Below are 23,806 nucleotides of genomic sequence, written 5' to 3' on the forward strand. Positions count from 1 at the left end.
CCGGAGCCGTGGCTGCCGGCGTGGGCCCGGTCCGGGCCGCCGTCACCTGCGCCAGAACAGGTGGTGCGTCACACCGCTCGCACTGGGCACGACGTCGAGGTGGAACCGGTCGAGCAGCTCGTCGGGGGACTCCCAGAGCCTGACCCCCGCTCCGATCTCCACCGGTGCGACCGCCACGTGCAGGGTGTCGACGAGGTCGGCGTCGAGGAACTCGCGGATGGTGGTGGCTCCGCCGCCGAGCCGGACGTCCTTGCCCCGCGCGGCTTCCCGCGCCCGGTCGAGGACCGTGGCCGGGTCGGCGTCGACGAAGTGGAAGGTGGTGTCGGAAAGCGTGAACGAGGGACGCGTGTGGTGGGTCATGACGAACACGGGGGTGTGGAACGGGGGCTCCTCTCCCCACCAGCCGCGCCAGTCGTGGTCGGCCCAGGGCCCGCGCTGGGGACCGAACTTGTTGCGGCCCATGATCTCGGCGCCGATGTTGTGCGTGAAGTCCCGGGTGAAGTAGTCGTCGAGGCCCCGGCTCCCTCCGGGGTCGGTGCGGTTGGGCCAGCTCGCGGTGGCTCCGGCCCAGAAGAACAGCTCGCCGGGGTCGGCGTGGCCGAACGGCCGCGCGAGGCTCTGGTGCTCACCGGCACCGAATCCGTCGCGCGAAACGGTGAAGTTCTGGACTCTCAGCAGTTGCTCCACGGGCTTCCTCCAGTCTGATCGACCACGATGAGACCGTCCGGGGCGGGGAAACGCATCGCTGCGCGGCCACCGGTCCCGCGCACCCTTCCGGGCGCCGGCTCAGCGGTGTTCGGGGTTGGGGAAGTCGGAGCGGCAGCCCGCGTCCCACTGCGCGCGCTGGTTGCCGTGCGGCGGGATGCCGCCCGAGCGCTTGAGCAGGGCGGCCAGGTGCATGAGGTTCCAGGACATGAAGTGGGTGTTGCGGTTGGTGAAGTCGTTCTCGGGGCCGCCCGATCCGGGGTCCAGGTAGGAGGGTCCGGGCCCCGCCTCGCCGATCCAGCCCGCGTCGGCCTGCGGCGGAATCACGTAGCCGAGGTGCTGGAGGCTGTAGAGGATGTTCATGGCGCAGTGCTTGACGCCGTCCTCGTTGCCGGTGACCAGTGCGCCGCCGACCCGCCCGTAGTAGGCGTACTGGCCCCGCTCGTTCAGCAGCGAGGAGCAGGCGTAGAGCCGCTCGATGACCTGCTTCATCACGGAGCTGTTGTCGCCGAGCCAGATGGGGCCGCACAGGACGAGGATGTCGGCGTCCATGATCTGGCTGTAGAGGACCGGCCACTGGTCGCTCTCCCAGCCGTGCTCGGTCATGTCGGGCCAGACCCCGGTCGCGATGTCGTGGTCGACGGCGCGGATGAGGGAGGTCCGGGTGCCGGCCGATTCCATGACCCTGCGGCTCCGGTCGATCAGGCCTTCGGTGTTGCTGGTCTCGGGTGAGCGTTTGAGCGTGCAGTTCACGTAGAGGGCGGTCAGGTCCGAGTAGTCGTATGCGGCAGCCACACCCCCAGCCTCGCCACGGCGGGCGGGCGCCGCCAGCGGGCCGCGCCCGTCCGGGGACGGCCCGCTGGAGGCGGCGTCGGGGCCTGCGCCGCCGCAAACCTAGGATGGCGCCATGTCGCTGCCGCACGCCATCCTCACCGCCCTGCTGGAGAAGCCCTCGTCCGGGCTGGAGCTGACCCGGCGGTTCGACAAGTCGATCGGGTACTTCTGGTCGGCGACGCACCAGCAGATCTACCGCGAGCTGGGGCGGCTGGAGGAGTCCGGGCTGATCCGGGAGCTGCCGAGCGAGGTGCCCGTGCGCGGGCAGAAGAAGGAGTACGAGGTGCTGCCCGCCGGCGGCGCGGAGCTGGCCCGGTGGGTCGGCGAGAGCCAGGACCCCAAGCCGATGCGCGACCCGCTGCTGCTGCGGATCCGCGCGGCGGGTGTCGTGGGGCCGCAGGGGCTCGGTCCCGAGCTGCGGCGCCATCTGGAGCTGCACCGGCGCCAGCTCGCGCAGTACGAGGCCATCGAGGAGAAGGACTTCCCGCCGGGGCGGGACGCCGTGGAGGACCGGCTGCGGCGGCTCGTGCTGCACGGCGGGATCGCCCTGGAGACGTTCTGGCTGCACTGGCTGGAGGAGGCCCTGGGCGAGGTCGAGGACATGTCCGGACCGCAGGCCTGACGCGCCGGGCCTGTGGCCGGCGCCCGGCGCCGAACGCACGCTGCCGCCCCGCTCCGGCGGTCCGGGGCGGGGCGGCAGCGGAGGGACTACTTGTTCAGGGAGGCCCAGAACTCGTCGAAGCTCAGCAGGCCGTCGCCGTTCGCGTCCTTGGCGGCGATCACGGCGTCCGCGACGGGGCCGGTGACGAACGGGTCGCCCATGGCCGCCATGGCCGCCTTGAACTCGTCGGCCGTGACGAAGCCGTCACCGTTCACGTCGAACTTGCCGAACGTCGTCCGTGCGCTCTCGATGTCCGCCACTGGGTCCACTCCTTCTTGATGCCTTGTTGACCGGCTCAGGGTAGCGGCCGCCCCGGTCCGCCCCCGCCCCGGGTCCCGTTCGAGCGGCAGAAACCATTTCAATTACCGCCCCGTAATACGGAATCGATAATTCCGGCCGAACAGATCGAGATTCCACTTGTCACACTCCGGGGCCACGGCATAACGTACTGACATTGCCGCCACACCAGGAGCGCAGGGCTCCCAGGGACAAGTGGCAACAAGGGCGATCAATCAGATGACGATCACAGCTGACGCATCATTCGAAGTTCTGCCCTTCACCCGCACCTGCCGACATATCTGGGAAGACGGCGACCATGTGCTCATCGGCGTGAGTCCCGGAAACAGCTATTTCAGCGCCGACCGCATCGCCGGCCTGGCCCGATGGGCCACGAGCCGGTTCGCACAGGTCGACTTCGTCTACGCGGACCTCCACGTGGACCGGATGTTCGCCGCCTTCGGCCACACCCGGGAGCACGCGGAGAAGCGCGCGGCGAAAGAGATCAAGGCGGTCCGGCGGCGGATCCTCAAGGGCGTGGCGGAATCAGGACCTCCACAGGTCGAAATCCGCGTTCGGGCACTTTCCGAATTCCAGTCGAACCCCGTCTACCAACTACTGCACCGACGTGTCCTGCATTTCCTGGAGACCGACGGCGAATTCCGCAAGGGCTGCGAGGAAATGGCCCTGCATTTCGTCGGCTCCAAGTTGTCGGAAGGTGAATCGATCACGGCCGGGCAGTTGCGCGTCTGTTTCGATTACATGGCGGCCGAGCTGCCGTTCTTCGTGGACACCCCGAGCATTCTCGACGTGCCGTCCTCGGTGGCGGCCTACCACGTCAGGATGCCGCTGACCGATGTCCTGTTCGGACGCGGCGGGGGCCTGCGCGCGACCCGCAACCAGGCGTACGCGGTCGTACGGCCCGAGGCCACCGCACCCGGGAGCACCGCGGACCACGCACCGACCGAAAGGACCGCCGATGAGCGTCGAGCAGCTTGAGGACCCGGGGACCGGGGAGCGGCCGCTCCTGGACTTCCCGCTCTCCCGTCGCGGTGACGTGCTCCCGCAGGAGTGCGCCTGGCTGCGCGAGAAGGCGCCGGTCGCCCGGGTCCGCACCCTCACCGGGGACCCGGCCTGGCTGGTGGGCAGCTACGCGCTGGCCAAGCAGGTACTGGAGGACGAGCGCTTCAGCCTCAAGGACACGGCGAACGCCGGGGTCCCGCGCCAGTACGCGCTGACGATCCCGCCCGAGGTCGTCAACAACATGGGCAATATCAACAGCGCCGGACTGCGCAACGCCGTGATGAAGGCGCTGAACCCCCGCCAGAAGGGGCTCCGGGACCTGCTGCGCGCCCGGGCCGGAGAGCTCGTCGACGCGCTCGTGGCGGAGGGCGGCCCGGCCGACCTCCGGGCGGGCTTCGCCGACCCCTTCTCGGCGGCGCTGCACTGCCAGGTGCTGGGGGTGCCGTTCGAGGACCGGCGCCGGCTGATGTCGGGCCTGGACGTCGCGTTCATGACCGCGCGCGAGCCGTTCGCCGACTCCGCCCTCAACTGGTACAAGGACGTGGGCTACTTCGCCGACCGGCTGAACGACCAGCTCGCCCTGGCCCCCGAGGAGCGTACGGGGCTCCTCGGCAGGTTCGCCGGGCTGAAGGAGGCGGATCCGGAGTCGGCGCACCTGACCGACGACATGTTCGCGACGGTCGCCGTCTCCCTGTTCGGTGCGGGCGCGGTCTCCACGTCCGCGTTCCTCACGCTCGCGGTGCTCGCACTGCTCCAGCGGCCCGAGCTGATCGGGTACCTGCGCCGGCACCCGGAGCGCATGGCCGGGGCGGTGGAGGAGCTGCTGCGCTGGAACCTGTCCGTCGGCGACGGCCTGCCGCGCATCGCCCTGGCGGACATCCAGGTCGGCGACGTGCTGGTGAAGGAGGGCGAGCTCGTCCTCGTCCTCCTGGAGGGGGCCAACTTCGATCCGGAGGCCTTCGAGCGTCCGGACGAGCTGGACCTGGAGCGCGAGAGCGCCAACCCCCACCTCGCCTTCGGTGCCGGCCGGCACTTCTGCCCGGCGTCCGCGCTGGGCCGGGCCCATGCCGAGATCGCACTGGAGGTGCTGGTCGAGCGGCTGCCCGGGCTGCGGCTCGCGGTGCCCTCCGAGAACCTCGTCTGGCGTACGGGCTTCATCAAGCGACTTCCGGAGCGTCTTCCGGTCGCCTGGTAGCCCGTGGTCCGGCGCATGGACCGCGGTGTCCCGGGAGCTGTGCGAGCTTCCGGGGCACCGCTGTGTCCGGCCCGACCGGGCCCAGCGGGCCTAGCGGAAGATGCCGGTGTGGCCGAGGGAGTAGCGGCCGGGCTGCGGGTACACGGCGAGTCCGTGCGGTCCGCCGCCCACGGGGATCCGGGCGATCTGCCTGCCGGTCTGCGTGTCGAGCGCGTAGACCTCGGAGTTGTAACGGCCCGACAGCCACAGCACCTTGCCGTCGGCGGAGACCCCGCCCATGTCGGGGCTGCCGCCGTCCGGCAGCGTCCACTTCTTGGTGAGCTTGCTCTCGGGGAAGTTGAAGACCGATACGGTGCCCTCGCCCCGGTTGGAGACGTACATCTCCTTGGAGTCGCGGCTCACGTAGAGGCCGTGGCAGCCCTTCCCGGTGGGCAGCAGTTTGGGGGTCTCGAACGTGTCCCCGCTGAGCACCCACATGCCGTGCGCCATCATGTCCGCGACGTAGAAGGTCTTCCCGTCCGGGGAGACCTTGACGTCCTGCGGCATCGCGCCCTCGAACGGCAGCTTCTGCTGGCCGACGACCTCCATGCGCTCGGTGTCGACCTTGAGCAGTTCGCCGGAGAACTCGCAGCTCACGATGAAGTAGCGGCCGTCGGCGGAGAAGTCCGCGTGGTTGACCCCGTAGCAGGTGACGGGCACCGTCTTCACCCGGTCCATCGTGTGCGGGTCGCGGAAGACCAGCTCCTTGTCCATCGAGGCCATGACGATGGCGTACTTGCCGTTCGGCGTGAAGTACAGGTTGTACGGGTCGTGCACCTCGACGGGCTTTCCGGCCTCGCCGGTGGCCGGGTTGATCGGGGTGAGGGTGTGACCGCGGTTGTTGTTGACCCACAGGGTCTTCAGGTCCCAGGAGGGGACCACGTGCTGGGGCTGGACCCCGACCGGGATGGTGTCGATGACCCGATAGGTCGTCGGGTCGATGACGGACACCGTGTTGGAGTTGGTGTTCGGCACGTAGACGCGGGACGGGAAGTCCTTGACCACGGGGGAGAGCTTGTTCGGCCGGTCCGCCGCGTAGACGTCGTTCGGATCGAGCACGGGCGGCATGCCGGGCAGACCGGGCGGGACAGCCGGCGCGGCCTTGACGGGCTTGGCCGGGCCCTTGGTGCCGAGCGCCTCGGCGGGTTCCTTGCCGGCTGATCCGCAGCCGGCCAGGGCGGCGAGGACCAGACCTGCCAGCAGCACGCCGGCAGTCCGGGGAAGGCGGGTGGTCGTCATGGGGTCAGCAGCTCCGTGGTGGTCACCGCGCGCAGTTCGCGGCGCGCGAGTTCTTCGAGGAGGGGAGGCATCGCGTCGACCGTGTCCGCGTAGCCGAAGTGCAGGCTCACCACCGATCCGGGCCGGATCGTCCCGGTGACGGTGCGGATGACGGCCGCGGCACCGGGCGAGGTGAAGTCGAGGGAGTCCACGTCGTACGAGAGGACGTGCGGGTAGCCCGCCCGCTGGGCCAGTTTCCGGACGAGAGGGGTCGCGTACTGGGTCTGGGAGGGCCGGAACCAGGTGCCGATGGAGCCGGTGAGCCGCTTGAGCCGCTGGGCGCAGCCGGTGATCTCGGCGTAGGCCTCCGCCTCGGGCATGCCGTTGATCGCGAGGTGGCGCTGGGTGTGGTTGCCGAGCTCGTGACCGCCGTCGAGGATGCGCCGGGCCAGCTCCGGGTGTGCGTCGAGCCAGGATCCGATGGCCAGTACGGTGACCCGCGCGCCCCCCTTCTCGGCCGCGGCCAGCACCGCCCGGGCGACGGCGGGGTCCCCGTTGCCGTGGAAGGTGAGGGCGACCCGGGGGCGGTCGCGCGGACCGTGGCCGATCTCGACGGGCTGCCCGGCGAACCGGCGCGGGGCGGCGGCCGGAGCCGCCTGTGCCGGGCGGGCCGGCCGGGCCGGACCCGGCGGCGGCCCGGAGGGCGCGGTGGCGGCCCGGCCCGGTCCGCAGGCGGCCGTGAGGCCGGCCGCGGCGGCGCCGGCCGTCCCGAGAGCGGCCCCCCGCAGGGCCGCACGCAGGGCCGCGCGGCGGCCTGGTTGTGAGAGCACCTGCCCCATTTAAGGGGTGGATGACCCGGAAGGTAATGATTGACCCATTTCAGGACGGTCGCCAGAAGGGGCCAACTGGGCGGTCGGGCCGCTAAGTGATCAACGATTCACACAGAGCAGTCGATATTTATTCATAGATTACGAGGTGAGTGGCTCATCTCACCTAGGATTTAGCTAGAAAGTCTTACGATTTGCCCACTTATGCCCAAGTAGGGACTTTTGATGTTCGGGCCCTCGTCTGCCATAGTCGGAGCCACGACTTCCCATTGACCCGAGCGAAGTCGCCACGCCGAGGATCACACCCCCTTAGATCCTCGGCGCACCCATGAAGCCCCCACACCGCCCCACTCGGCGCACGGGGGCTTCAGGCGTTCCGGGCGGCAGGCATTCGGGGGTCAGGCGTTCTGGCGGTCGGCGACCCGCATCTCGAACCAGGTGATCTTCCCGCGCGGCAGCAGGTCCGCGCCCCAGCGGTCGGACAGCTTGTCGACGAGGAAGAGACCCCGGCCGGTGGTGTCCATCTCATGGACCGGCATCAGGCAGGGCAGTCCGCGCGAGGGATCGCGCACCTCCACCCGGATCCAGCCGCGGCGCCGCAGCATGCGTAAGCCGAAGGAGCGGGCCCCCGTGTGCCGGACCGCGTTGCCCACGAGCTCCGAGACCAGCAGGACGGCATGCTCGGCGATCTGCGGCGAGAGGCCCCAGAGGCGGACCACCACGCACTGGGTGAGCCGGCGCGCGGTGCTCGCCGACTCCGGCATGGACGGCAGCGTCACTTCGGCCTCGGCCGGATTTCCGTACAACTCCAGCGCTTTGAGGCCCTGTTCGTCCTCAACAGCCGCCGTGAGCCGTACCGCCGAAGCGCTGCCGCGTTGCCGCGGCTGTTCCACACCCTCCAGGCCCGCCATGCACCCATCATGGACGGCCGACCAGCCCTCCCGGGCCGTTCCACAGGAAAACACCCCCCGGATTCAACGACTCCAAGGGGGTGTTCTGTCATATGCGGGAGGCAATCGGAGGACCTCGGCGCATACCTTGACCTGCAGTGACACGCCGCACGGAAGTGATCACAGCAAGTGGATCACTCATTCCCCTTAAGGCTGTCTTAAGGCCTGGCTAATCCACCCACAGGGAGGACCGGGGTCCTCGGCCGAGGTTCCGGCTCAGACGAACTTCGCCTTGCCCGGGCCCTCTTCGACGAAACTGCGCATCCCGCGCTCGCGGTCCTCGGTGGCGAACAGGCCCGCGAACCAGTTGCGTTCGATGGTGAGACCGGTGTCGATGTCGGCCTCCAGACCCGCGTCCACGCACTCCTTGGCGGCGCGCAGCGCGATCGCCGGACCCTGCGCCAGCTTGGCGGCCCAGGCGTGCGCCTGCTCGTACACCTCGGCGGCGGGCACCACCCGGTCGACCAGGCCGAGGGTCAGCGCCTCGTCGGCCTTGACCATGCGCCCGGTGAAGATCAGGTCCTTGGCCTTGGACGGTCCGACCAGCCGGGACAGCCGCTGGGTGCCGCCCGCACCCGGGATCAGGCCGAGCAGGATCTCGGGCTGGCCGAGCTTGGCGTTGTCGGCGGCGATCCGGTAGTCGGCGCACAGCGCGAGTTCGCACCCGCCGCCCAGCGCGTAGCCGGTGATGGCCGCGACGACGGGCTTGGGGATACGGGCGACGGCGGTGAATGCGTCCTGGAGCGCGCGGGACCGGGCGACCATCGCCGCGTGGTCCATCGTCTGCATCTCCTTGATGTCCGCGCCCGCCGCGAACACCTTCTCGCCGCCGTAGATGATGACCGCGCGGACGTCCGCCCGGTCGGTCGCCTCCACCGCGAGCTCGCGCAGCCGGTCCTGGGTGGCGATGTCCAGGGCGTTCATGGGCGGCCGGTCCAGACGGATGGTGCCGACGCCTTCGGAGACTTCGAGAGAGAGGGTCATACGGGCCAGGTTAGCGCCGGTTAACGTGAAGTGGCCCGGTGCTGTGGGTCACAGCACCGGGCCCTCACCGCGTGGGCGGCGTACTACTTGATCCACTCCGCCCACGGCATGTTCCAGCCGTTGAGGCCGTTGTCCGGGGCGATCTGCTTGTCCTTCGAGTTCTTCACGACCACCACGTCGCCGATCAGCGACTCGTTGAAGAACCAGGCCGCCGGGGCGTCGGAGTCGCCGCCGCCGCGCTCGTCACGCAGGCCCACGCAGCCGTGGCTGACGTTCGCCGAGCCGAAGGTGCCGGAGGAGGCCCAGTAGTTGCCGTGGACGAAGGTGCCGGAGTTCGACAGGCGCATGGCGTGCGGGACGTCGGCGATGTCGTACTCGCCGCCGAAGCCGACGGTCGCGCCGTTCATCCGGGTCACCTTGTACTTCTCGCTGATGACCATCTGACCGTTGTACGTGGTCGTCGACGGGGCGCCCGCGGTGATCGGGACGTTCTTGAGCACCTGGCCGTCACGGACGACCTCCATCTGCTTGGTGCTCGCGTCGACCGTGGAGACCTGCGAACGGCCGACGGTGAAGGTGACCGTACGGGTCTGCTTGCCGTAGACGCCGGGGCGGCCTTCGACCCCGTCGAGGGCGAGCTTCACGGTGACCTTGGTGCCCGCGGCCCAGTAGTTCTCGGGGCGGAAGTCGAGGCGGTCGTTGCCGAACCAGTGGCCCTCGACCTGGACGGCCGGCTCGGCGGTGACCGTGATGGCCTTCTCGACGGCCTCGGGGTTGGTGATCCCCCGGGTGAAGTTGATCGAGACCGGCATGCCCACGCCGACGGTGGCGCCGTCCTCGGGCGTGTAGTGGCCCACGAAGGTGTTCGTCGGGGTCAGGGTGGTGAAGGAGGTGTCCTTGGCGGACTCCCGGCCGGCCTCGTCCTTGGCGACCGCGTGCACCTTGTACTCGGTGGCGGAGGCCAGGTGACGGACCGGCTCCCAGGTCGCGCCGTCGGCGGCGAGCTTGCCCTCGACCGCGTTGCCCTTGGTGTCCGCCACGGTCACCGTGCTGAGCTTGCCGCCCGTGCTCGATATCTTCAGGACGCCGCTGGTCGCGACCTCCTTGGCCCCGTCGTCGGGCTTGACGCTGACGACCGCCTTGGAGGCCTCGGTACCGGTCTTACCGCCACCCCCGGCGTTGTCGCCACCGCTGCCGCCGCCGTTGCCACCGCCACTGCACGCGGTGGTGAACAGCAGGGCCGCCCCCAACAGAAGGGCCGGCAGGCCGGTGCGGGCGCGGCCGCGTATCGGCTGCAGGTTCACTCGTGTTCTCCCCATGTCCCCCGCGCGCGGACTGTCGCGCGCTTGTCGACAGGTAATCACACGGGGGGATCACGATGAGCCACGGTCTTGTCACCGTTCCGTCCCAACTGCCCGGAGAAGTGCCGCGGCGGCCACCCCCGTGACCAGGGGCACGGAGGTGATCAGGCCAATCCCGAGGGGGCGGCCGCCGAGGGGTCAGGCCCGGGGGCCCTTGGAGTGCTTGGAGTGCTTCGGGTGCTTGGAGTGCTGGGGGTGCTTCGGGTGCTTGCCCTTGCCGTGGTCGCCCTTCGGGTGCTTCGCGTGCTGGGGGTGCTTGCCCTTCCCGTGGTCGCCCTTCGGGTGCTTGGGGTCCTTGCCCTTGCCGTGGTCGTCCTTGCCGTGGTCGGCCGGCTTGTTCCGCAGCGTGACCACGATGCGCCGGTCGGGGGTGCCGATGTCGAGGCGCAGCGGGCCGGTGACCCGGTCGGCGGGCAGTACGTAGCCCGCGGGGACCGCCGTCTCGACCAGGTAGTACCAGCCCTCGGGGAGCGGGCGGAAGTCGCAGACGCCGGTCCGGTCGGTGGTGCAGCCCGGGGCGACCCGGCGGTCGGCGTTGCCGCCGCGCGTCTGCAGGCCCGGGATGCTGTTGGTCTCCTGCCACAGCTCGAAGACCGCGCCGCGCAGCGGCCGCTTGGTCCTGGCGTCCTGCTTCACGACCCGGATCGAGCCCTCGTACTCCTCGCTCACCGGGGCGTTCGCGACGTCGACGACGATGCCGTCCGCCACATCACCCCGGTCCAGGTCGAACCGGGTGGCCGGGTCGGCCGGGGTCTCGTACCCGACGGGGGCGGCGGTCTCCCGCCAGTAGTACGTGTGCCCGATCGGCAGCTCCACCGTGCAGGTGCCCCGGGTGTCCGTCACACAGGCCCCGTCGAGACGGGTGTCGCCGCCCGACGGGTCCGTCTGGAGGCCGGTGGAGCCGTTGCTCTCCCGCCAGAGCTCGAACTGCGCGCCCGCCAGCGGGAGGCCGGTGGCCCGGTCGGTCTTGCGCAGCACCACCCGGGCGGCGTCCGGCGGCTCGGTGGTGCGCCGGTTGCCGGCCTCGTACCGGACCCCGGCCGAGGCGTTCGCGGCGGTGAGGGTCAGCTCGTGGACGGTGTCGTCCAGGTCGTAGCCGGACGGCGCCCCGCTCTCGCGCCAGTGGTACGTACCGGGCTCGGTGGTCCGCTCACAGATGCCGGAGGCCGGCGTCGTGCACTCGGCGACGAGGGTGTCGGCGCCCGGAGCGGTGTCCTGCAGGCCGTCCCTGCCGTTCGTCTCGCGCCACAGTTCGAACCGCGCCCCCTGCAGCGCCACGCCCGTCCCCGCGTCCCGCTTGAACACCGAGACCGTGCCGGTCACCGGGGCCGGGCCGCCGCACTCGGGCAGGTCGCCGTTGAACGGGTAGGCGTGGAACTCCTGACCGCCGCCCCCGGTCGTGCTGCTGCCGTGGGTGACGGAGCCGGTGGTGAAGAAGCGGCCGTTGATGCCGGGCAGGGTGACGGTGGTCTCCGAGGACTGCTGCCCCATGAGGAAGCTGCCCTGGAACTGGCCGCCGCCGGTCAGGTTCACGGTGGTGGCGTCCGGGAAGTTCCACAGCAGCCGGTCGCGGTAGGCGTTGAGTGGGGCGGTGTCCTGGATGCCGCCGCTGTACGTGCTGATCGTGCGGGTGGCGCCCAGGACGTTCACCAGCACGGTGGCCGTGTCCGGGACCCGCGCGAACCGGATGCCCTGCTGGCCGCCCCCGTTGCCGACCAGGTTCGCGTCGACGTTGAAGACCTGGAGCGAGGAGGTGCCGTCGCCGGTGAAGAGCGTCTCGTAGCCGTTGTTGACGGCCGTGCCGGTGGCCCGGCGCGGCTGCCCGTCGACCCGTGCGTAGCACTGGCTGGCGGCGCTGAGCCGGTCGCGCAGCCCCGCGTACGGGGTGACGGCGGCCGGGTCCCGGACCGGGCGGCCGGTCACCGTGCCCGAGACGGAGCCGGCGTACCGGACCACACCGCCGTCGGCGAGCAGGCGTTCGCCCGACGCGACGGTGACCGAGCCGCCGGTGGTGAGGAAGTCGGCGCCGACGGGCGGGGGCACCCTCGATCCGGCGCCGACGATGCCCACGTTGTAGCGGCTGTCCCCACCCGCCTGCTTGTCCTGGTCGAAGTCGCCGAGGACGACGAGCCGGCCCTCGGCCTCGGAGGCCCGGCCCCGGACCCGGAAGTCGCCCCCCGCGAAGATGTTGATGCCGTTGTCCCGGCCCTGCGGGATGCCGTCGGTGCCGATGGCCGGGTACGGGTCGGGGCAGTCTCCCGGGACGCAGGGCCCCAGTCCCCCGGGAAGCGGAGCTCTGGCGACCGCCGCCGGGCGGTCGCCACCGGGACCCTCCGCGAAGGCCGCGGGCGCGGCGGAGGCCAGTACGGCTCCGATCGCGAGCCCGAGGGGCCAGTTCCTTGCTGACATGACGCTCCGTCCGTTGCCTGCTGCCCTGATGTGCCCTGACAGGCTGGGGGCGGGCTTCGGCGGGGCGCGGCGGGGACACTCTGCGCTACGGCATTTCGATCACGGTGATCACTCTCCCGGGCGGGGCCGCGCCCGTGCTCAGGCGATGGCGGAGCCGGCGACCCAGTCCGCCCAGGACATGTTCCAGCCGCCCAGCCCGTTGTCCGGGGCGACCGTCTTGTCCTGCGAGTTCACGACCTGCACCACGTCCCCGACGAGGGTCCGGTCGAAGAACCAGCCGGCCGGGGTGTCGGAGCCGCCGCCCTTGTCGTCGCGCAGGCCCACGCAGCCGTGGCTCACGTTCGTGGTGCCGAAGGTGTCGGGGCTGGACCAGTAGTTCCCGTGCAGGAAGGTTCCGGAGGAGGTGAGCCGCATGGCGTGCGGGACGTCGGGGATGTCGTACTCGCCGCCGAAGCCGACGGTCTGGCCGTTCATGCGGGTGACGTCGAACATCTCCATCACCACCATCTTGCCGTTGTACGTGGTGGTCTTGGGCGCCCCGGCGCTGATCGGCACGGTCGACACCAGCTGCCCGTCCCGGCGGACCTCCATGGTGTGCTCGGCCGCGTCCACGGTGGAGATCTGGGAGCGGCCGACGGTGAAGCCGACGGACTTGTCCTGGATGCCGTACACGCCGGGCGCGCCCTCGATGTCGCGCAGGTCCATCTTCACGGTGACCTTGGTACCGGACTTCCAGTACTCCTTGGGCCGGAAGTCGAGCCGCTCCCGCCCGAACCAGTGGCCGACGACCTGTACGCCCGGGTCGGAGGTGACGGAAATGGCCCGCTCCACTTCGGCGCGGCGCTCGATCGCCTGGCTGAACCGGAAGGAGACGATCATGCCGGTGCCGACGGTCGAGCGGTTCTCGGGCTTGAAGTAGCCGATGAACCGCTCCTCGGGAACGAAGGTGGTGAAGGTGGTGTGGCGGGCCTGGCGGCGGTCGTGCCCGTCGAGGGCGACGGCGTCCACGGTGTACTTGGCCGCGAGCGCGAGCCGTCCGGACGCGGGGTCGGGGCTCCAGCTGAGCCCGTCGTCGGCGATGGCGCCGGGGACCTGTTCCTGCTGCGCGTCCTCCACCTTGGTGACGACGACCCGCTCCAGGCGGCCTTCGGGCACGGTGACCGACAGCCGTCCGTCCGCGGGGACCCCCTTCGCGTTGTCGTCGGGGGTGATGCGGATGGCCTCGTCCGGCGAGCGGGGTTTGCCGGGCAGCTGGATCTCGACCGGGGCCCTGCCGTCCTGGGTGCATCCGGCCAGGCCGCCCAGCAGGCCCGCCCATGCCGCCACGGCGGCCAAGCCCGCCCCTGCCCGCCTCGTCAGAAGTGTCACGATCCCTCCAACGACCGGGCGCTGCGGGGGAAACGTGAGCGCGGGCCACGTTCCGGGCAGAACTGTCCGGGCAGAACAGTGTGAAGGACCAGACGGGGGCGGGCCCAGGCCGGGACGCCGGGGCCGCACTCTCCCCTACCCCCGCCGGTACCGAGGAGCCGTGGAGGCGGGCAGTGTCGAGCGCAGCCGAGCAGGAGGCGGTGGAAGCCGTCAGCAATGCCGCGGAAGCGGTGCGGAGCGGCCGGGCCGCGCCCGTACCGCAGACCGACGGCCGACCGAAGGAGCGGCCGAACGGCCAGGCCAGGGGCCAGGCGTTACGGGTGCACGCGCGCCCGGGGGCGCCGGTGTGGCCGGGGTCCTCACATCCGCTGGGGGCCCGGTTCCACCACGGTCCGGACGGGACCGCGGGCACCAATTTCGCCCTGTGGGCGCAGGGCGCGGAGGCGGTGGAGGTGTGTCTCTTCGACGAGGCCGGCGCCGAGACCCGCTGCACCCTGACGGAGCACACGCACGAGATCTGGCACGGGTTCGTGCCGGGCGTACGCCCGGGGCAGCGGTACGGATTCCGGGTGCACGGCCGCTGGGATCCCTGGACGGGCGCCCGCTACAACCCGGCGAAGCTGCTCCTGGATCCGTACGCGCGGGCCGTGGACGGGGACTTCACCCTGCCCCCGGAGGTGTACGCACACGTCCGGGACTGGCCGCAGCAGTACATCGCGGACACCGTGCGCGACGACCGGGACTCCGCGCCGTTCGTCCCGAAGGGCGTGGTCGTCCACGATGACGACGACTGGGCGGACGATGTCCGGCCGAAGACCCCGTGGGCCGATTCGGTGATCTACGAACTGCACGTGCGCGGCTTCACGATGCGCCATCCGGGCATTCCCGGGGAACTGCGCGGCACCTACGCGGGCCTGGCCCACCCGGCGGCGATCGAGCACCTGACGAGGCTGGGCGTGACGGCGGTCGAGCTGCTGCCGGTGCACCAGTTCGCGCACGAGGACCATCTGCTGCGCCGGGGGCTTCGCAACTACTGGGGCTACAACTCGATCGGCTACTTCGCCCCGCACGCGGCGTACTCGGCGAGCGGTACGGCCGGGCAGCAGGTCGGGGAGTTCAAGCGGATGGTCCGGGCCCTGCACGCGGCCGGGATCGAGGTCATCCTCGACGTGGTCTACAACCACACGGCGGAGGCGGGCGAGCTGGGCCCGACGCTGTCGCTGCGCGGGATCGACAACCGGGGCTACTACCGGCTCCAGTCCGACCAGCGGCGGTACTCCGACTACACGGGCTGCGGGAACACCCTGCACGCGGGGCGCCCGCACGTGCTGCGGCTGATCACCGACTCGCTGCGCTACTGGGTCACCGAGATGGGAGTGGACGGCTTCCGCTTCGACCTGGCGGCGGCGCTGGCCCGGTCCATGCACGACGTGGACATGCTGTCGCCGTTCCTCGCGGTGATCGCCCAGGACCCGGTGCTGCGGCGGGTGAAACTGATCGCCGAGCCGTGGGACGTGGGCTCGGGCGGCTACCAGGTGGGGGCGTTCCCGCCGCTGTGGACGGAGTGGAACGACCGTTACCGGGACGCCGTACGGGACTTCTGGCGGGGCGCGCTGCCCGACGTACGGGATCTCGGCTACCGGCTGTCGGGCTCCAGCGACCTGTACGCGTGGGGCGGGCGGCGGCCGTACGCCTCGGTGAACTTCGTGACCGCGCACGACGGTTTCACCCTGCGCGACCTGGTGTCGTACGAGCGCAAGCACAACGAGGCGAACGGGGAGGCGAACCGGGACGGGACGAATGACAACCGGTCGTGGAACTGCGGGGCGGAGGGCGAGAGCGACGATCCCCGGATCGGCGTGCTGCGCCGCCGCCAGCTGCGCAACCTGCTCACCACGCTGCTGCTGTCCACGGGCGTGCCGATGCTGGTGGCCGGGGACGAGTTCGGGCGGACGCAGGACGGCAACAACAACGCGTACTGCCAGGACAACGAGACGGGCTGGGTGGACTGGTCGCTGCTGGAGGATCCGGCCTGGCAGTCGCTCTTCGCCCTGGCCTCCCGGCTGATCGCGCTGCGCCACGCCCATCCGGTGCTGCGGCGGCGGGCGTTCTTCTCCGGGCGTTCGCAGGGCGCGGACGGGCTGCGGGACCTGGCCTGGTTCACCCCGGCGGGCGCGGAGATGACGGAGCGGGACTGGTACGCGCCGGCCTCCTCACTGGGGATGTACCTGTCGGGGCGGGACATCCCGGGCCGTGACGAGCGGGGCCGGCAGGTGACGGACGACAGCTTCCTCGCGCTGCTGCACACCGGGGACCGGCCGGTGGCGTGGTCCTTGCCGGAGGCGCCCTGGGCGGAGGTGTACGAGGTGGTCCTGGACACCTCCCTGGAGGCCCAGTCCGATCCTCCCCGGACCCGGCACCGCGGCGGGCAGACCCTGACGGTCCCGGCGCGGTCGGTGCTGCTGCTGAGGGTGGTGAGCTGAGCGGCGGACCTGCCGGTCCGTGCTGCTGGTTCCGGACGTACCCGACATCCGGAACCAGCTCACTCGTTCGTACTGCGATGATGTGTTCGACATCGTCTCGGAGGGGGTCCCTGCATGGGCAGAGTCACGACCGCGCTGCAGGAACTGCGCGGGGCGCAGAAGTCGGCGAAGGGGGTGTCGCTGTACTCCCGGTTCGTCAACCGGCCCACCGGGCGGTACCTGGCCGCCGGTTCGTACGCGCTGGAGCTCACCCCGAACCAGGTGACGCTGATCAGTGCCGCCTTCAGCTTCGCCGCCGTGGCCGCGGTCGCGCTGACCGCCCCCTCGTGGGGGCTGGGGATCGCGGTGTGGGCCGCCCTGGCCGTCGGTTTCGCCTTCGACTCCGCCGACGGGCAGCTGGCCCGGCTGCGCGGCGGCGGCAGCGCGGCCGGCGAATGGCTCGACCACGTCGTGGACGCCGCCAAGCTCACCGCCCTGCACTCCTGCGTGCTGATCGCCTTCTACCGCTTCCCCGACGCGTACGGGACGGGCGCGGACGGCTGGCTGCTGGTGCCGCTGGGCTTCCAGTTCGCCGCGGTGGTGACCTTCTTCGGCGGGCTGCTGACCGAGAAGCTCAAGCCGAAGCCGGCCCCCGGCAGCCCGGCGGCCGCGCCGTCGACCGCGCGCGCGGTGGCCCTGCTGCCCGTGGACTACGGGGTGTTCTGCCTGGTGTTCCTGCTGCTCGGCGGCGGAAAGCTGTTCGTCTGGGCGTACGCGGGACTGGGCGTGGTCGCCGCGCTGTTCCTGCTGGCGTTCCTCGCGAAGTGGTTCCGGGAGCTCAGCGCCGTTCGCCGGTGACCTGGCCCGGCGCCTGGGCCGGTGCCGCGAGCGCGTCCAGTGCCCGGCGCAGCTGGGTGCTGGACGTGTGCACGGTGTAGGGGAAGTACACGACGTCGACGCCGTGGGCGGCGAAGTCCCTCTCCAGCCGGTCGCCCTTGGGCGTGCCGCGCCAGTCGTCGCCCTTGAAGATGACGTCGAAGCGGACCTGCTTCCAGGTCTCCACCTTGTCGGGGACCGTCTCGACGAAGGCGGCGTCGACGTACTTCACGCTGCGCACGATCTCCAGCCGCTCGACGAGCGGGATCATCGGGCGGCGCCCCTTGGCGAGTTCGGCCATCTCGTCCGAGACCACTCCGGCGACCAGGTAGTCGCACTGACTCCGGGCGTGCCGGAGGATGTTGAGATGCCCGATGTGGAACAGATCGTAGGCGCCGGGCGCATAGCCGACTCGATACGGCCTGCGCGCAGGCGCGGCAAGGTCGGACATGTCGTGCTCCGTCATCTTTACCCCCAGCAGCCACACCCCCCGGTGTAGCGGATTAGCAGACAATAGCGTGCACGTTCCGCACCATGCGGGTGAACGAATAGGGTGACGTGCGCATCATCCAGGGGAAGAGGGGACGCACGGTGTCCAGATCCGGTCAGCGGCGCATGCTGCTGGTTTCCACCAATTACGCTCCGGAGCACGCGGGGATCGGCCCGTACGCCACCCAGATCGCGGAGCACTGGGCGGATCTCGGTCACGAGACGCACGTCCTGGCGGGCATGCCGCACTACCCGGCATGGTCGCTCGAGCCCGAGTACAAGGGGGCGTTCCGGCGCACGGAACAGCGCGCGGGTGTCACCGTGCACCGGCGTGCGCACACCGTGCCGCCGCGTCAGACCGCCGTGAAGCGGGCCCTTTTCGAAGGATCGATTCTGCTGCACGGGGCCGTGGCCCCGCCCCGGATGCCCAAGCCCGACGCGGTCCTCGCCCAGATGCCCAGCCTGGCCGGCGGAGTGCTCGCCGCCCGGCTCGCGGCCCGGTGGAAGGTCCCGTACATCCCGGTCGTCCAGGACCTGATGGGCGCCGCCGCCGCGCAGAGCGGGATCAGCGGCGGCGACAAGGCCGCCGCGATCGCCGGCCGCGCCGAGGCCTACGCCCTCAAGCGCGCCACCCTCGTCGGCGTCATCCACGAGACCTTCGTGGACCGGGTCGTCGGCATGGGCGTCGACCCGGGCAAGATCCGCCTCGTCCCGAACTGGTCGCACGTGCCGGTGCCCACCAAGCCGCGCGGCGAGACCCGCCACCACCTCGGCTGGGCCCCGGGCGAGACCGTCGTCCTGCACTCCGGGAACATGGGCCTCAAGCAGGGCCTGGAAGTCCTCGTCGGCGCCGCCCGGCTGGATCCGAGCGTCCGGTTCGTCCTGATGGGCGACGGCAGTCAGCGGGCGGCTCTGTCCGATCTCGCGGCGGATGTGCCGAATCTGGACATCATCCCCCCTGCCGCTGACGGTGAGTTCCCGGATATCCTCGCGGCGGCGGACGTTCTCGCGGTCACGCAGCACGCCGCCGTGCTGGACATGAGCGTCCCGTCGAAGCTGACCTCGTACTTCCAGACCGGTAGGCCCGTCGTCGCCTCCGTGGCCGCGGAGGGCGGGACCGCCCAGGAAGTGGAACGCTCGGGCGCAGGGGTACTCGTACCGCCGGAGGACCCCGAAGCCCTGCTGAAGGCCGTACGGGCCCTGGCCGAGGACCCTGAAGGCGCGGACGCACTGGGAGCGGCCGGACCCCGCCACGTGGCGGCCCATCTGAGCCGCGAAGCGGGCCTGGCCCGCATCGACGCACTGATAGACGAAGCACTTGGGGGACCCCGGCCGTGATCGAGACGAACCGCCCTGCAGCGGCACCGGCCGACGACGAACCCGATCTCCTCAGGGATCAGTTCCGGCAGCTCCTGCGCTACCGCAGGCTCATCGGCGCGGGCATCGGGATCGGTCTGCTGGGCGGCGTCTACCTCGGCATCTCCACGGCCGACACCTATGTCGCGACCGCCGACGTCGTCCTGCGCGCCCCCACCGACGACCCGTTCAACCCGAGCCTCGCCCCGGACAAGGCGATCAACATCGGCTCGGAGCGCCAGGTCGCGCTCAGCTCCTCCATAGCCAACGAGGCGGCGAAGAAGCTCGGCGTGGGCGCGTCCGGCTTCGCGGCCCTGCGCAGCGGTCTGCAGGTGACCAACCCGCCGCAGACCATGGTCCTGCGCTTCACGTACACGGCGGACTCCCCCAAGGAGGCCGCCAAGCGCGCCAACGCGATGACCGAGGCGTACCTGCTGAAGCGGCAGGAGTCCCTCGACGCCACCCGCGACAAGATGGTCAAGGGCTACAAGGAGCAGCGCGATCCGATCGCCAAGCAGCTCGACGAGCTGGCGAAGGAGATCGCCCGGATGCCGGCCGGCGCCGGACGCGACGCCGCCAGCTCCTCCAAGACCGACCTGCAGAGCGAGGTCGGCGGGTACAACACCAAGATCACCAAGCTTGAGGCCCTGGACATGACCCCGGGCCGCGTCACCAGCGCCGCGACCGCGCCCCCCGGAGCCGATGGTCCCGGCATCCTGATGTCCCTCGCGCTCGGCGCCGCCGTGGGCCTCGCCCTCGGCCTGCTGGCTGCCTGGGTCCGCCTCGTCTTCGATCCGGCCCCGCGCTCCGAGGGCGACGTCGCCCGGGCGCTGCGCGCCCCCGTCCTGGGCTACCTGCCCCGGGACCGGACGGGCGGCGGACCGCTGCTCGCCGCCGGTGAGGCCGATCCCCGGCTCGCCGAGGAGTACCGCTCGGTGGCCTTCCGCCTTGCCTACGACGCCCGCTTCGCCGACCGGCGCCGCCTGCTCGTCGTCGCCCCGCGCGGCAGCAGCGAGACCGCCGCCGCGGTGGCCGTGAACCTCGCCGCCTCCTTCGCGGAGACCGGCAAGGACGTCCTCCTCATCGAGGCCGACCTGCGCACCCCGGTCCTGGCCAGCCAGCTGCCGACGGACGCCGGCGGCAGGCCGCGCTGGAGCCAGACCCCGGGCAGCCCGAACCAGGGCGGCCGCCACTCGGACACCGAATGGCCCGACGGGCGCCAGCTCGTCGTGGACGCCGGGGAGTCCGGATCCTTCGACCTCATCCCGGGCGAGCGGGCGCGCAACGTCCCGCGCTCGCTGACCTCGGCCCGCGCCACCCGGCTGATCTCCGAGGCCGACTCCCCCAACTCCACGGTCGTCGTACTCGCTCCGCCCGTGCTCTCCTACGCCGACGCCCTGGCCCTCGTCGACCGCGTCGACGGCGTCCTAGTCGTCTGCGACCCGCGCGCGGTGCACCGCACCGACCTGTCCCGGATCCGCGAGCTGATCAGCGGCGCCGGCGGCACCGTGCTCGGCGCGGTGCTGCACGCGCCGCTGCCCGGCGAGAAGCGCGGCCGCGGCAAGGACAAGGCCGGCCCGGCCCCCACCGGCCCCGCCGCGGGGCCCGGGACCTCCTCGAAGCCCGGGCGGCCCGTGCCGCAGCCCCAGCCGATCCCGTACGAAGTGGCCGAGCCCGAACAGCACATCCCCGGTGACGGCACCGACACCGTCGCGCTGCGCACCGTCCGCATGGGCCGCAGATGAGCCGACGCGGCCTCGCCGCCGTCGCGTCGGTCCTGGACCAGGCCGCGTCCAGCGCCACGAACATCCTGGTGCTGGTGCTGGCCGCCCGGCTGTCCTCGGCGTCCGGGTTCGCCGACTTCTCCATGGTGTACGTGACCTTCAGCGTGCTCCTCGGACTGAACATGGCCTACGTCGGCCAGAGCCTGGTGCTGGAGAAGGGCCAGGGGGTCCCCCCGGACGAAGTCTGGGGGAAGCTCGGCGCCGAATGCCGCTCGGCCGTGGGCTTCACCGCGGCCGCGTCGGCCGCGGTGGGCGCGCTGCTGCTGGTGGTGGGCCTCGCGCTCCCCGGGGCCACCGGGACCGCCTTCCTCGCGCTGGGCCTCGTGCTGCCGCTGGTGCTCCTCCAGGACGGCCTGCGGTACTGCTTCTCCGCGCTGCGCGCCCCGCAGCGGGCGCTGGCCGCCGACGTGCTGCGGCTGGTGTGCGTGGTCGCGGCGCTGGCCCTGCAGCCCGAAGGGGCCTCGGCGGGGCGGCTGGTGCTCGCGTGGGGGCTCTCCGCGCTGCCGGCGCTGGGCGTGGGGCTCTGGCTGCTGCGGCCGTACGTCCGCGGCGTACGCGGCGACCTGCGGCCGTACCTGCGGCGGGGTCATCTCGGTCAGCGGTTCGTGGTCGAGTTCGCGGTGGGCAACGGCTCCAGCCAGCTCGCCGTCCTGGGCCTCGGCGTCTTCGCGACGCCGCTGGCCGTCGGCGCGCTGCGGGGTGCGACCACGCTCTTCGGGCCGCTGAACGTGCTGTTCAACTCCGCGAACGCGTTCGGGCCGCCGGTGCTCGGGCGGCTCGGCGGCAAGCGGGCCACGGTCCGGGCCACGGCCGCGCTGGGACTCGTACTCGCGGCGGTCGGCGCGGGCTGGGCCACGGCCCTGTACCTGTTGCCGGACCGGCTGGGCCGGGAACTGCTCGGCGGCACCTGGGCGGGCGCGTCCGCGCTGCTGCCGGCCACGGGGGCGCAGTACGCCGTGATGGGGCTCGGCACGTGCGCGCTGCTGACCCTGCGGGTGCTCGCCCCGAAGGCCACGCTGTCGTTGCAGGTGGTCTTCTCGCTGCTGTCCGTGGGACTGCTGCTCGGCGGGTACGCGGTGTGGGGTGTGGCGGGCGCCGCGTGGGGCCTGGCGGCCGGCTCGGCCCTCAAGGCCCTGGCCGCCTGGTGGCGCGTCACCCGCCTCCCGGCCGGCGCCGCCTCGCGCGACGACGAACCCGTGGCTGCCGCCTGACCCGCTCGCGCGGAGCCTCTCGCCGTTTCCCGGGCGCTGCCCGGACCCGCGGCTCAAACGCCGGCGAGGCTGAAGTACCGGGCTCCGCCCCGGACCCGGTCCTCAAACGCCGGACGGGCTGAAAATCCAGACCCGCCGGCGTTGAGGCGCGGGGTCCGGGGCGGAGCCCCGGGAAGCAAGCGGTGGAGCGGACGGGCTCGGGCGGCACCCCGCACCGGCGGCGCGGCTAGCGCAAAGTGGTGGACTTGTCCGTGCGGTAGGTCGCGACCAGCGCTAGGCAGAGGGCCGCGATCGCCACACGCCCCGACGCCTGCAGGAGCGGTCCGCGCAGCAGGATGAACGAGTAGCCCGCGACCAGCGGGACCACCACCGAGATCAGGCTCCCCGGCGGGCTGCTCCGCGTGGCCCGTTTCGCGTAGCGCCGGTCGACGCGGGCCGAGGCGTACCCCATGCCCAGCAGGCCCGCCCCCATGCCCAGCGGCCCGAAGTCCAGCCACAGCTCCGCCCAGATCGGAGAGGAGAGGTTGGTGTTGACCGTGCCCATCCACTGGCCGACCATCACGCCCGTGTCCCGCGGCTTGCCGGGCCACACCGCGCGCGGCACCGCGAAGAAGACAGATCCCGCGAGCTGGCGGCCGTAGAAGTGGCCGGGGCCGGAGTTCGAGAAGGTGATCGTGTTCGCGAACATGCCGATCTGGTCGTAGTCCTTGAGGGCCATAGGCTCCAGGAAGGACGTGGTCTCGACCGGCCGGTAGTTCTTCTCGTCGTAGCGGAAGCGGTCCGCGAACGGGAAGATCAGGAGCGCGACGACCACCGCCATGGACAGCGCCACCCGGTACATCGCCGCGCTGACCGGGAAGACGGTGAACAGCAGCGCGAACATGACCGTCAGGAACCAGTACCGCGGGTTCGAGATCGGGTTGTTGACGATCAGGTTCAGGCCGGCGAGCACCGCCCAGGTGACGATGATCGACATCTTGCGGCGGGCGAACTTCGAGGTGATCAGCCAGCGGGTGTACAGGAGCAGCGCGAGCAGCGCCGGTACGGTGCCGAAGCCGCGCAGCAGGGCCTGGCCGGCCTGGCCGTCGCCGTTGGAGACGCCCGCCTCCTCGATGCCGGCGATGATCTCCTGGCGGCTGGAGAAGAAGACCGCCGGGCCGCCCAGCTTCATGATGAAGACGGCGCTGCAGAGGAACGACAGGATCGTCAGGAGCTGGAGTCGGCGCCGGTGCGCCATGACGGGCTTCGACGCCTTCTGGGAGCCGCCCGCGCGCCCGGCCGGCCGGTGCCGGGCCAGCAGCACGCCGACGTCGAAGGCCGTGCAGCCGAGCAGTACGAGCCCGATGGCGATGGTCAGGTCGGAGCGCGGGCCGACGACCGGCGTGGGGACCTGGCCGAGGACGGCCTGCGCGAGCGGGGCCACGCCCATGGCCATGTAGACGAAGAGCCAGAAGGAGCCCTGCAGCAGCTTGCGGCGGCTGGTGAGCACCATCGCGGAGAGCCGGGCGCCCGCGTACATGGTGAGCAGCAGCTGGAGCCAGAAGGCCGCGTCGCGGGCGCCGGCGCCCGTCTGGACGGCGACGAACAGCGGCAGGAAGACGGTGAATCCGAGCGCGAGCGGGACGGACAGGGCGCGCGAGAGGAGCGTGCGCGGGAGGGTGGCCCGGCCCCACAGGCTCTCGTCCTCGAAGGGGGACGGAGCGGGCCGCTTCGCGGGCGTTGCGGAGGGCTTGTGTATGTCCGTCGTCACTGCCGCCCCCACCCGATGTGCCTGGTCC

The 23,806-nt window shown here is 71.4% G+C and carries 20 protein-coding genes; 8 read left to right on the plus strand and 12 right to left on the minus strand.

Features of this window, described 5'->3' with window-relative positions; genetic code table 11:
* Positions 1–42 precede the first annotated feature (42 nt).
* Together ACFY04_RS22900 and ACFY04_RS22905 are read right to left on the minus strand one after the other, a co-directional pair.
* Complete coding sequence (locus ACFY04_RS22900) at positions 43–687, minus strand: dihydrofolate reductase family protein (protein WP_389119184.1); 645 nt, start codon at positions 685–687, stop codon at positions 43–45.
* A 99-nt stretch (positions 688–786) separates the two neighbouring features.
* Positions 787–1,500 (minus strand): flavodoxin family protein, encoded by a 714-nt coding sequence (locus ACFY04_RS22905; protein WP_389119185.1) that lies wholly within the window; start codon positions 1,498–1,500, stop codon positions 787–789.
* 112 nt (positions 1,501–1,612) lie between these two features.
* Here ACFY04_RS22905 and ACFY04_RS22910 point away from each other — a divergent pair, with 112 nt between their 5' ends.
* Positions 1,613–2,161 carry a PadR family transcriptional regulator gene (locus tag ACFY04_RS22910; RefSeq protein ID WP_314244189.1) on the plus strand — a complete coding sequence of 183 codons (549 nt, stop codon included), beginning with the start codon at positions 1,613–1,615 and terminating at the stop codon, positions 2,159–2,161.
* 86 nt (positions 2,162–2,247) lie between these two features.
* Here ACFY04_RS22910 and ACFY04_RS22915 read toward each other — a convergent pair whose 3' ends face one another.
* The gene (locus ACFY04_RS22915; RefSeq protein ID WP_150259513.1) at positions 2,248–2,460 is read right to left on the minus strand and encodes an EF-hand domain-containing protein; all 213 of its coding nucleotides are present in this window, start codon (positions 2,458–2,460) and stop codon (positions 2,248–2,250) included.
* 256 nt (positions 2,461–2,716) lie between these two features.
* On the opposite strand from ACFY04_RS22915, the gene ACFY04_RS22920 reads away from it, so the two are divergent.
* Complete coding sequence (locus ACFY04_RS22920; RefSeq protein WP_389119187.1) at positions 2,717–3,475, plus strand: tRNA-dependent cyclodipeptide synthase; 759 nt, start codon at positions 2,717–2,719, stop codon at positions 3,473–3,475.
* Positions 3,456–4,694, plus strand: coding sequence for a cytochrome P450 (locus ACFY04_RS22925; RefSeq protein ID WP_389119188.1), 1,239 nt, complete (start codon positions 3,456–3,458; stop codon positions 4,692–4,694). Before ACFY04_RS22920 ends, ACFY04_RS22925 begins: the two co-directional genes overlap by 20 nt.
* Before the next feature lie 90 nt (positions 4,695–4,784).
* Here ACFY04_RS22925 and ACFY04_RS22930 read toward each other — a convergent pair whose 3' ends face one another.
* The 7 genes from ACFY04_RS22930 to ACFY04_RS22960 all read right to left on the minus strand — a co-directional run bounded on the left by ACFY04_RS22930 (position 4,785) and on the right by ACFY04_RS22960 (position 13,841).
* Positions 4,785–5,972 carry a YncE family protein gene (locus ACFY04_RS22930; protein ID WP_389119190.1) on the minus strand — a complete coding sequence of 396 codons (1,188 nt, stop codon included), beginning with the start codon at positions 5,970–5,972 and terminating at the stop codon, positions 4,785–4,787.
* Complete coding sequence (locus ACFY04_RS22935; RefSeq protein ID WP_389119191.1) at positions 5,969–6,781, minus strand: polysaccharide deacetylase family protein; 813 nt, start codon at positions 6,779–6,781, stop codon at positions 5,969–5,971. Before ACFY04_RS22935 ends, ACFY04_RS22930 begins: the two co-directional genes overlap by 4 nt.
* A gap of 395 nt (positions 6,782–7,176) precedes the next feature.
* Entirely contained in the window at positions 7,177–7,689 is a 513-nt protein-coding gene (locus ACFY04_RS22940; RefSeq protein WP_301366375.1) for an ATP-binding protein, read from the minus strand.
* A 255-nt stretch (positions 7,690–7,944) separates the two neighbouring features.
* On the minus strand, positions 7,945–8,712 hold the full coding sequence (locus ACFY04_RS22945) for an enoyl-CoA hydratase/isomerase family protein (protein WP_266379608.1): 768 nt from the start codon (positions 8,710–8,712) through the stop codon (positions 7,945–7,947).
* Positions 8,713–8,795: 83 nt separating this feature from the next.
* Positions 8,796–10,031 carry an Ig-like domain-containing protein gene (locus ACFY04_RS22950; protein ID WP_389119193.1) on the minus strand — a complete coding sequence of 412 codons (1,236 nt, stop codon included), beginning with the start codon at positions 10,029–10,031 and terminating at the stop codon, positions 8,796–8,798.
* Positions 10,032–10,211: 180 nt separating this feature from the next.
* Complete coding sequence (locus ACFY04_RS22955; RefSeq protein WP_389119194.1) at positions 10,212–12,482, minus strand: choice-of-anchor A family protein; 2,271 nt, start codon at positions 12,480–12,482, stop codon at positions 10,212–10,214.
* Positions 12,483–12,620: 138 nt separating this feature from the next.
* Positions 12,621–13,841 carry an Ig-like domain-containing protein gene (locus ACFY04_RS22960; RefSeq protein WP_389119327.1) on the minus strand — a complete coding sequence of 407 codons (1,221 nt, stop codon included), beginning with the start codon at positions 13,839–13,841 and terminating at the stop codon, positions 12,621–12,623.
* A gap of 182 nt (positions 13,842–14,023) precedes the next feature.
* Here ACFY04_RS22960 and glgX point away from each other — a divergent pair, with 182 nt between their 5' ends.
* Together glgX and ACFY04_RS22970 are read left to right on the plus strand one after the other, a co-directional pair.
* A complete protein-coding gene (gene glgX / locus ACFY04_RS22965; protein WP_389119196.1) occupies positions 14,024–16,333 on the plus strand; it encodes a glycogen debranching protein GlgX in 2,310 nt (769 codons plus the stop codon).
* Positions 16,334–16,447: 114 nt separating this feature from the next.
* Positions 16,448–17,170: a CDP-alcohol phosphatidyltransferase family protein gene (locus ACFY04_RS22970; protein ID WP_389119197.1), complete on the plus strand. Its 723-nt coding sequence runs from the start codon at positions 16,448–16,450 to the stop codon at positions 17,168–17,170.
* Here ACFY04_RS22970 and ACFY04_RS22975 read toward each other — a convergent pair.
* Positions 17,151–17,654, minus strand: coding sequence for an adenylyltransferase/cytidyltransferase family protein (locus ACFY04_RS22975; protein WP_389119199.1), 504 nt, complete (start codon positions 17,652–17,654; stop codon positions 17,151–17,153). The genes ACFY04_RS22970 and ACFY04_RS22975 overlap by 20 nt on opposite strands.
* A gap of 149 nt (positions 17,655–17,803) precedes the next feature.
* Here ACFY04_RS22975 and ACFY04_RS22980 point away from each other — a divergent pair, with 149 nt between their 5' ends.
* From ACFY04_RS22980 to ACFY04_RS22990, 3 genes are read left to right on the plus strand one after another with little or no spacing between them, the layout of a single operon-like run.
* A complete protein-coding gene (locus ACFY04_RS22980; RefSeq protein ID WP_389119328.1) occupies positions 17,804–19,015 on the plus strand; it encodes a glycosyltransferase in 1,212 nt (403 codons plus the stop codon).
* Complete coding sequence (locus tag ACFY04_RS22985; protein ID WP_389119201.1) at positions 19,012–20,778, plus strand: lipopolysaccharide biosynthesis protein; 1,767 nt, start codon at positions 19,012–19,014, stop codon at positions 20,776–20,778. The genes ACFY04_RS22980 and ACFY04_RS22985 overlap by 4 nt, the downstream gene beginning before the upstream one ends.
* Positions 20,775–22,028 carry a hypothetical protein gene (locus ACFY04_RS22990; RefSeq protein ID WP_389119202.1) on the plus strand — a complete coding sequence of 418 codons (1,254 nt, stop codon included), beginning with the start codon at positions 20,775–20,777 and terminating at the stop codon, positions 22,026–22,028. Before ACFY04_RS22985 ends, ACFY04_RS22990 begins: the two co-directional genes overlap by 4 nt.
* 226 nt (positions 22,029–22,254) lie before the next feature.
* On the opposite strand, the gene ACFY04_RS22995 is transcribed toward ACFY04_RS22990, so the two are convergent.
* Positions 22,255–23,778 carry a hypothetical protein gene (locus ACFY04_RS22995; RefSeq protein ID WP_389119204.1) on the minus strand — a complete coding sequence of 508 codons (1,524 nt, stop codon included), beginning with the start codon at positions 23,776–23,778 and terminating at the stop codon, positions 22,255–22,257.
* Positions 23,779–23,806 lie beyond the last annotated feature (28 nt).

Source organism: Streptomyces sp. NPDC001549, from assembly GCF_042894025.1.
In the GTDB taxonomy this organism is placed as follows: domain Bacteria; phylum Actinomycetota; class Actinomycetes; order Streptomycetales; family Streptomycetaceae; genus Streptomyces; species Streptomyces kutzneri.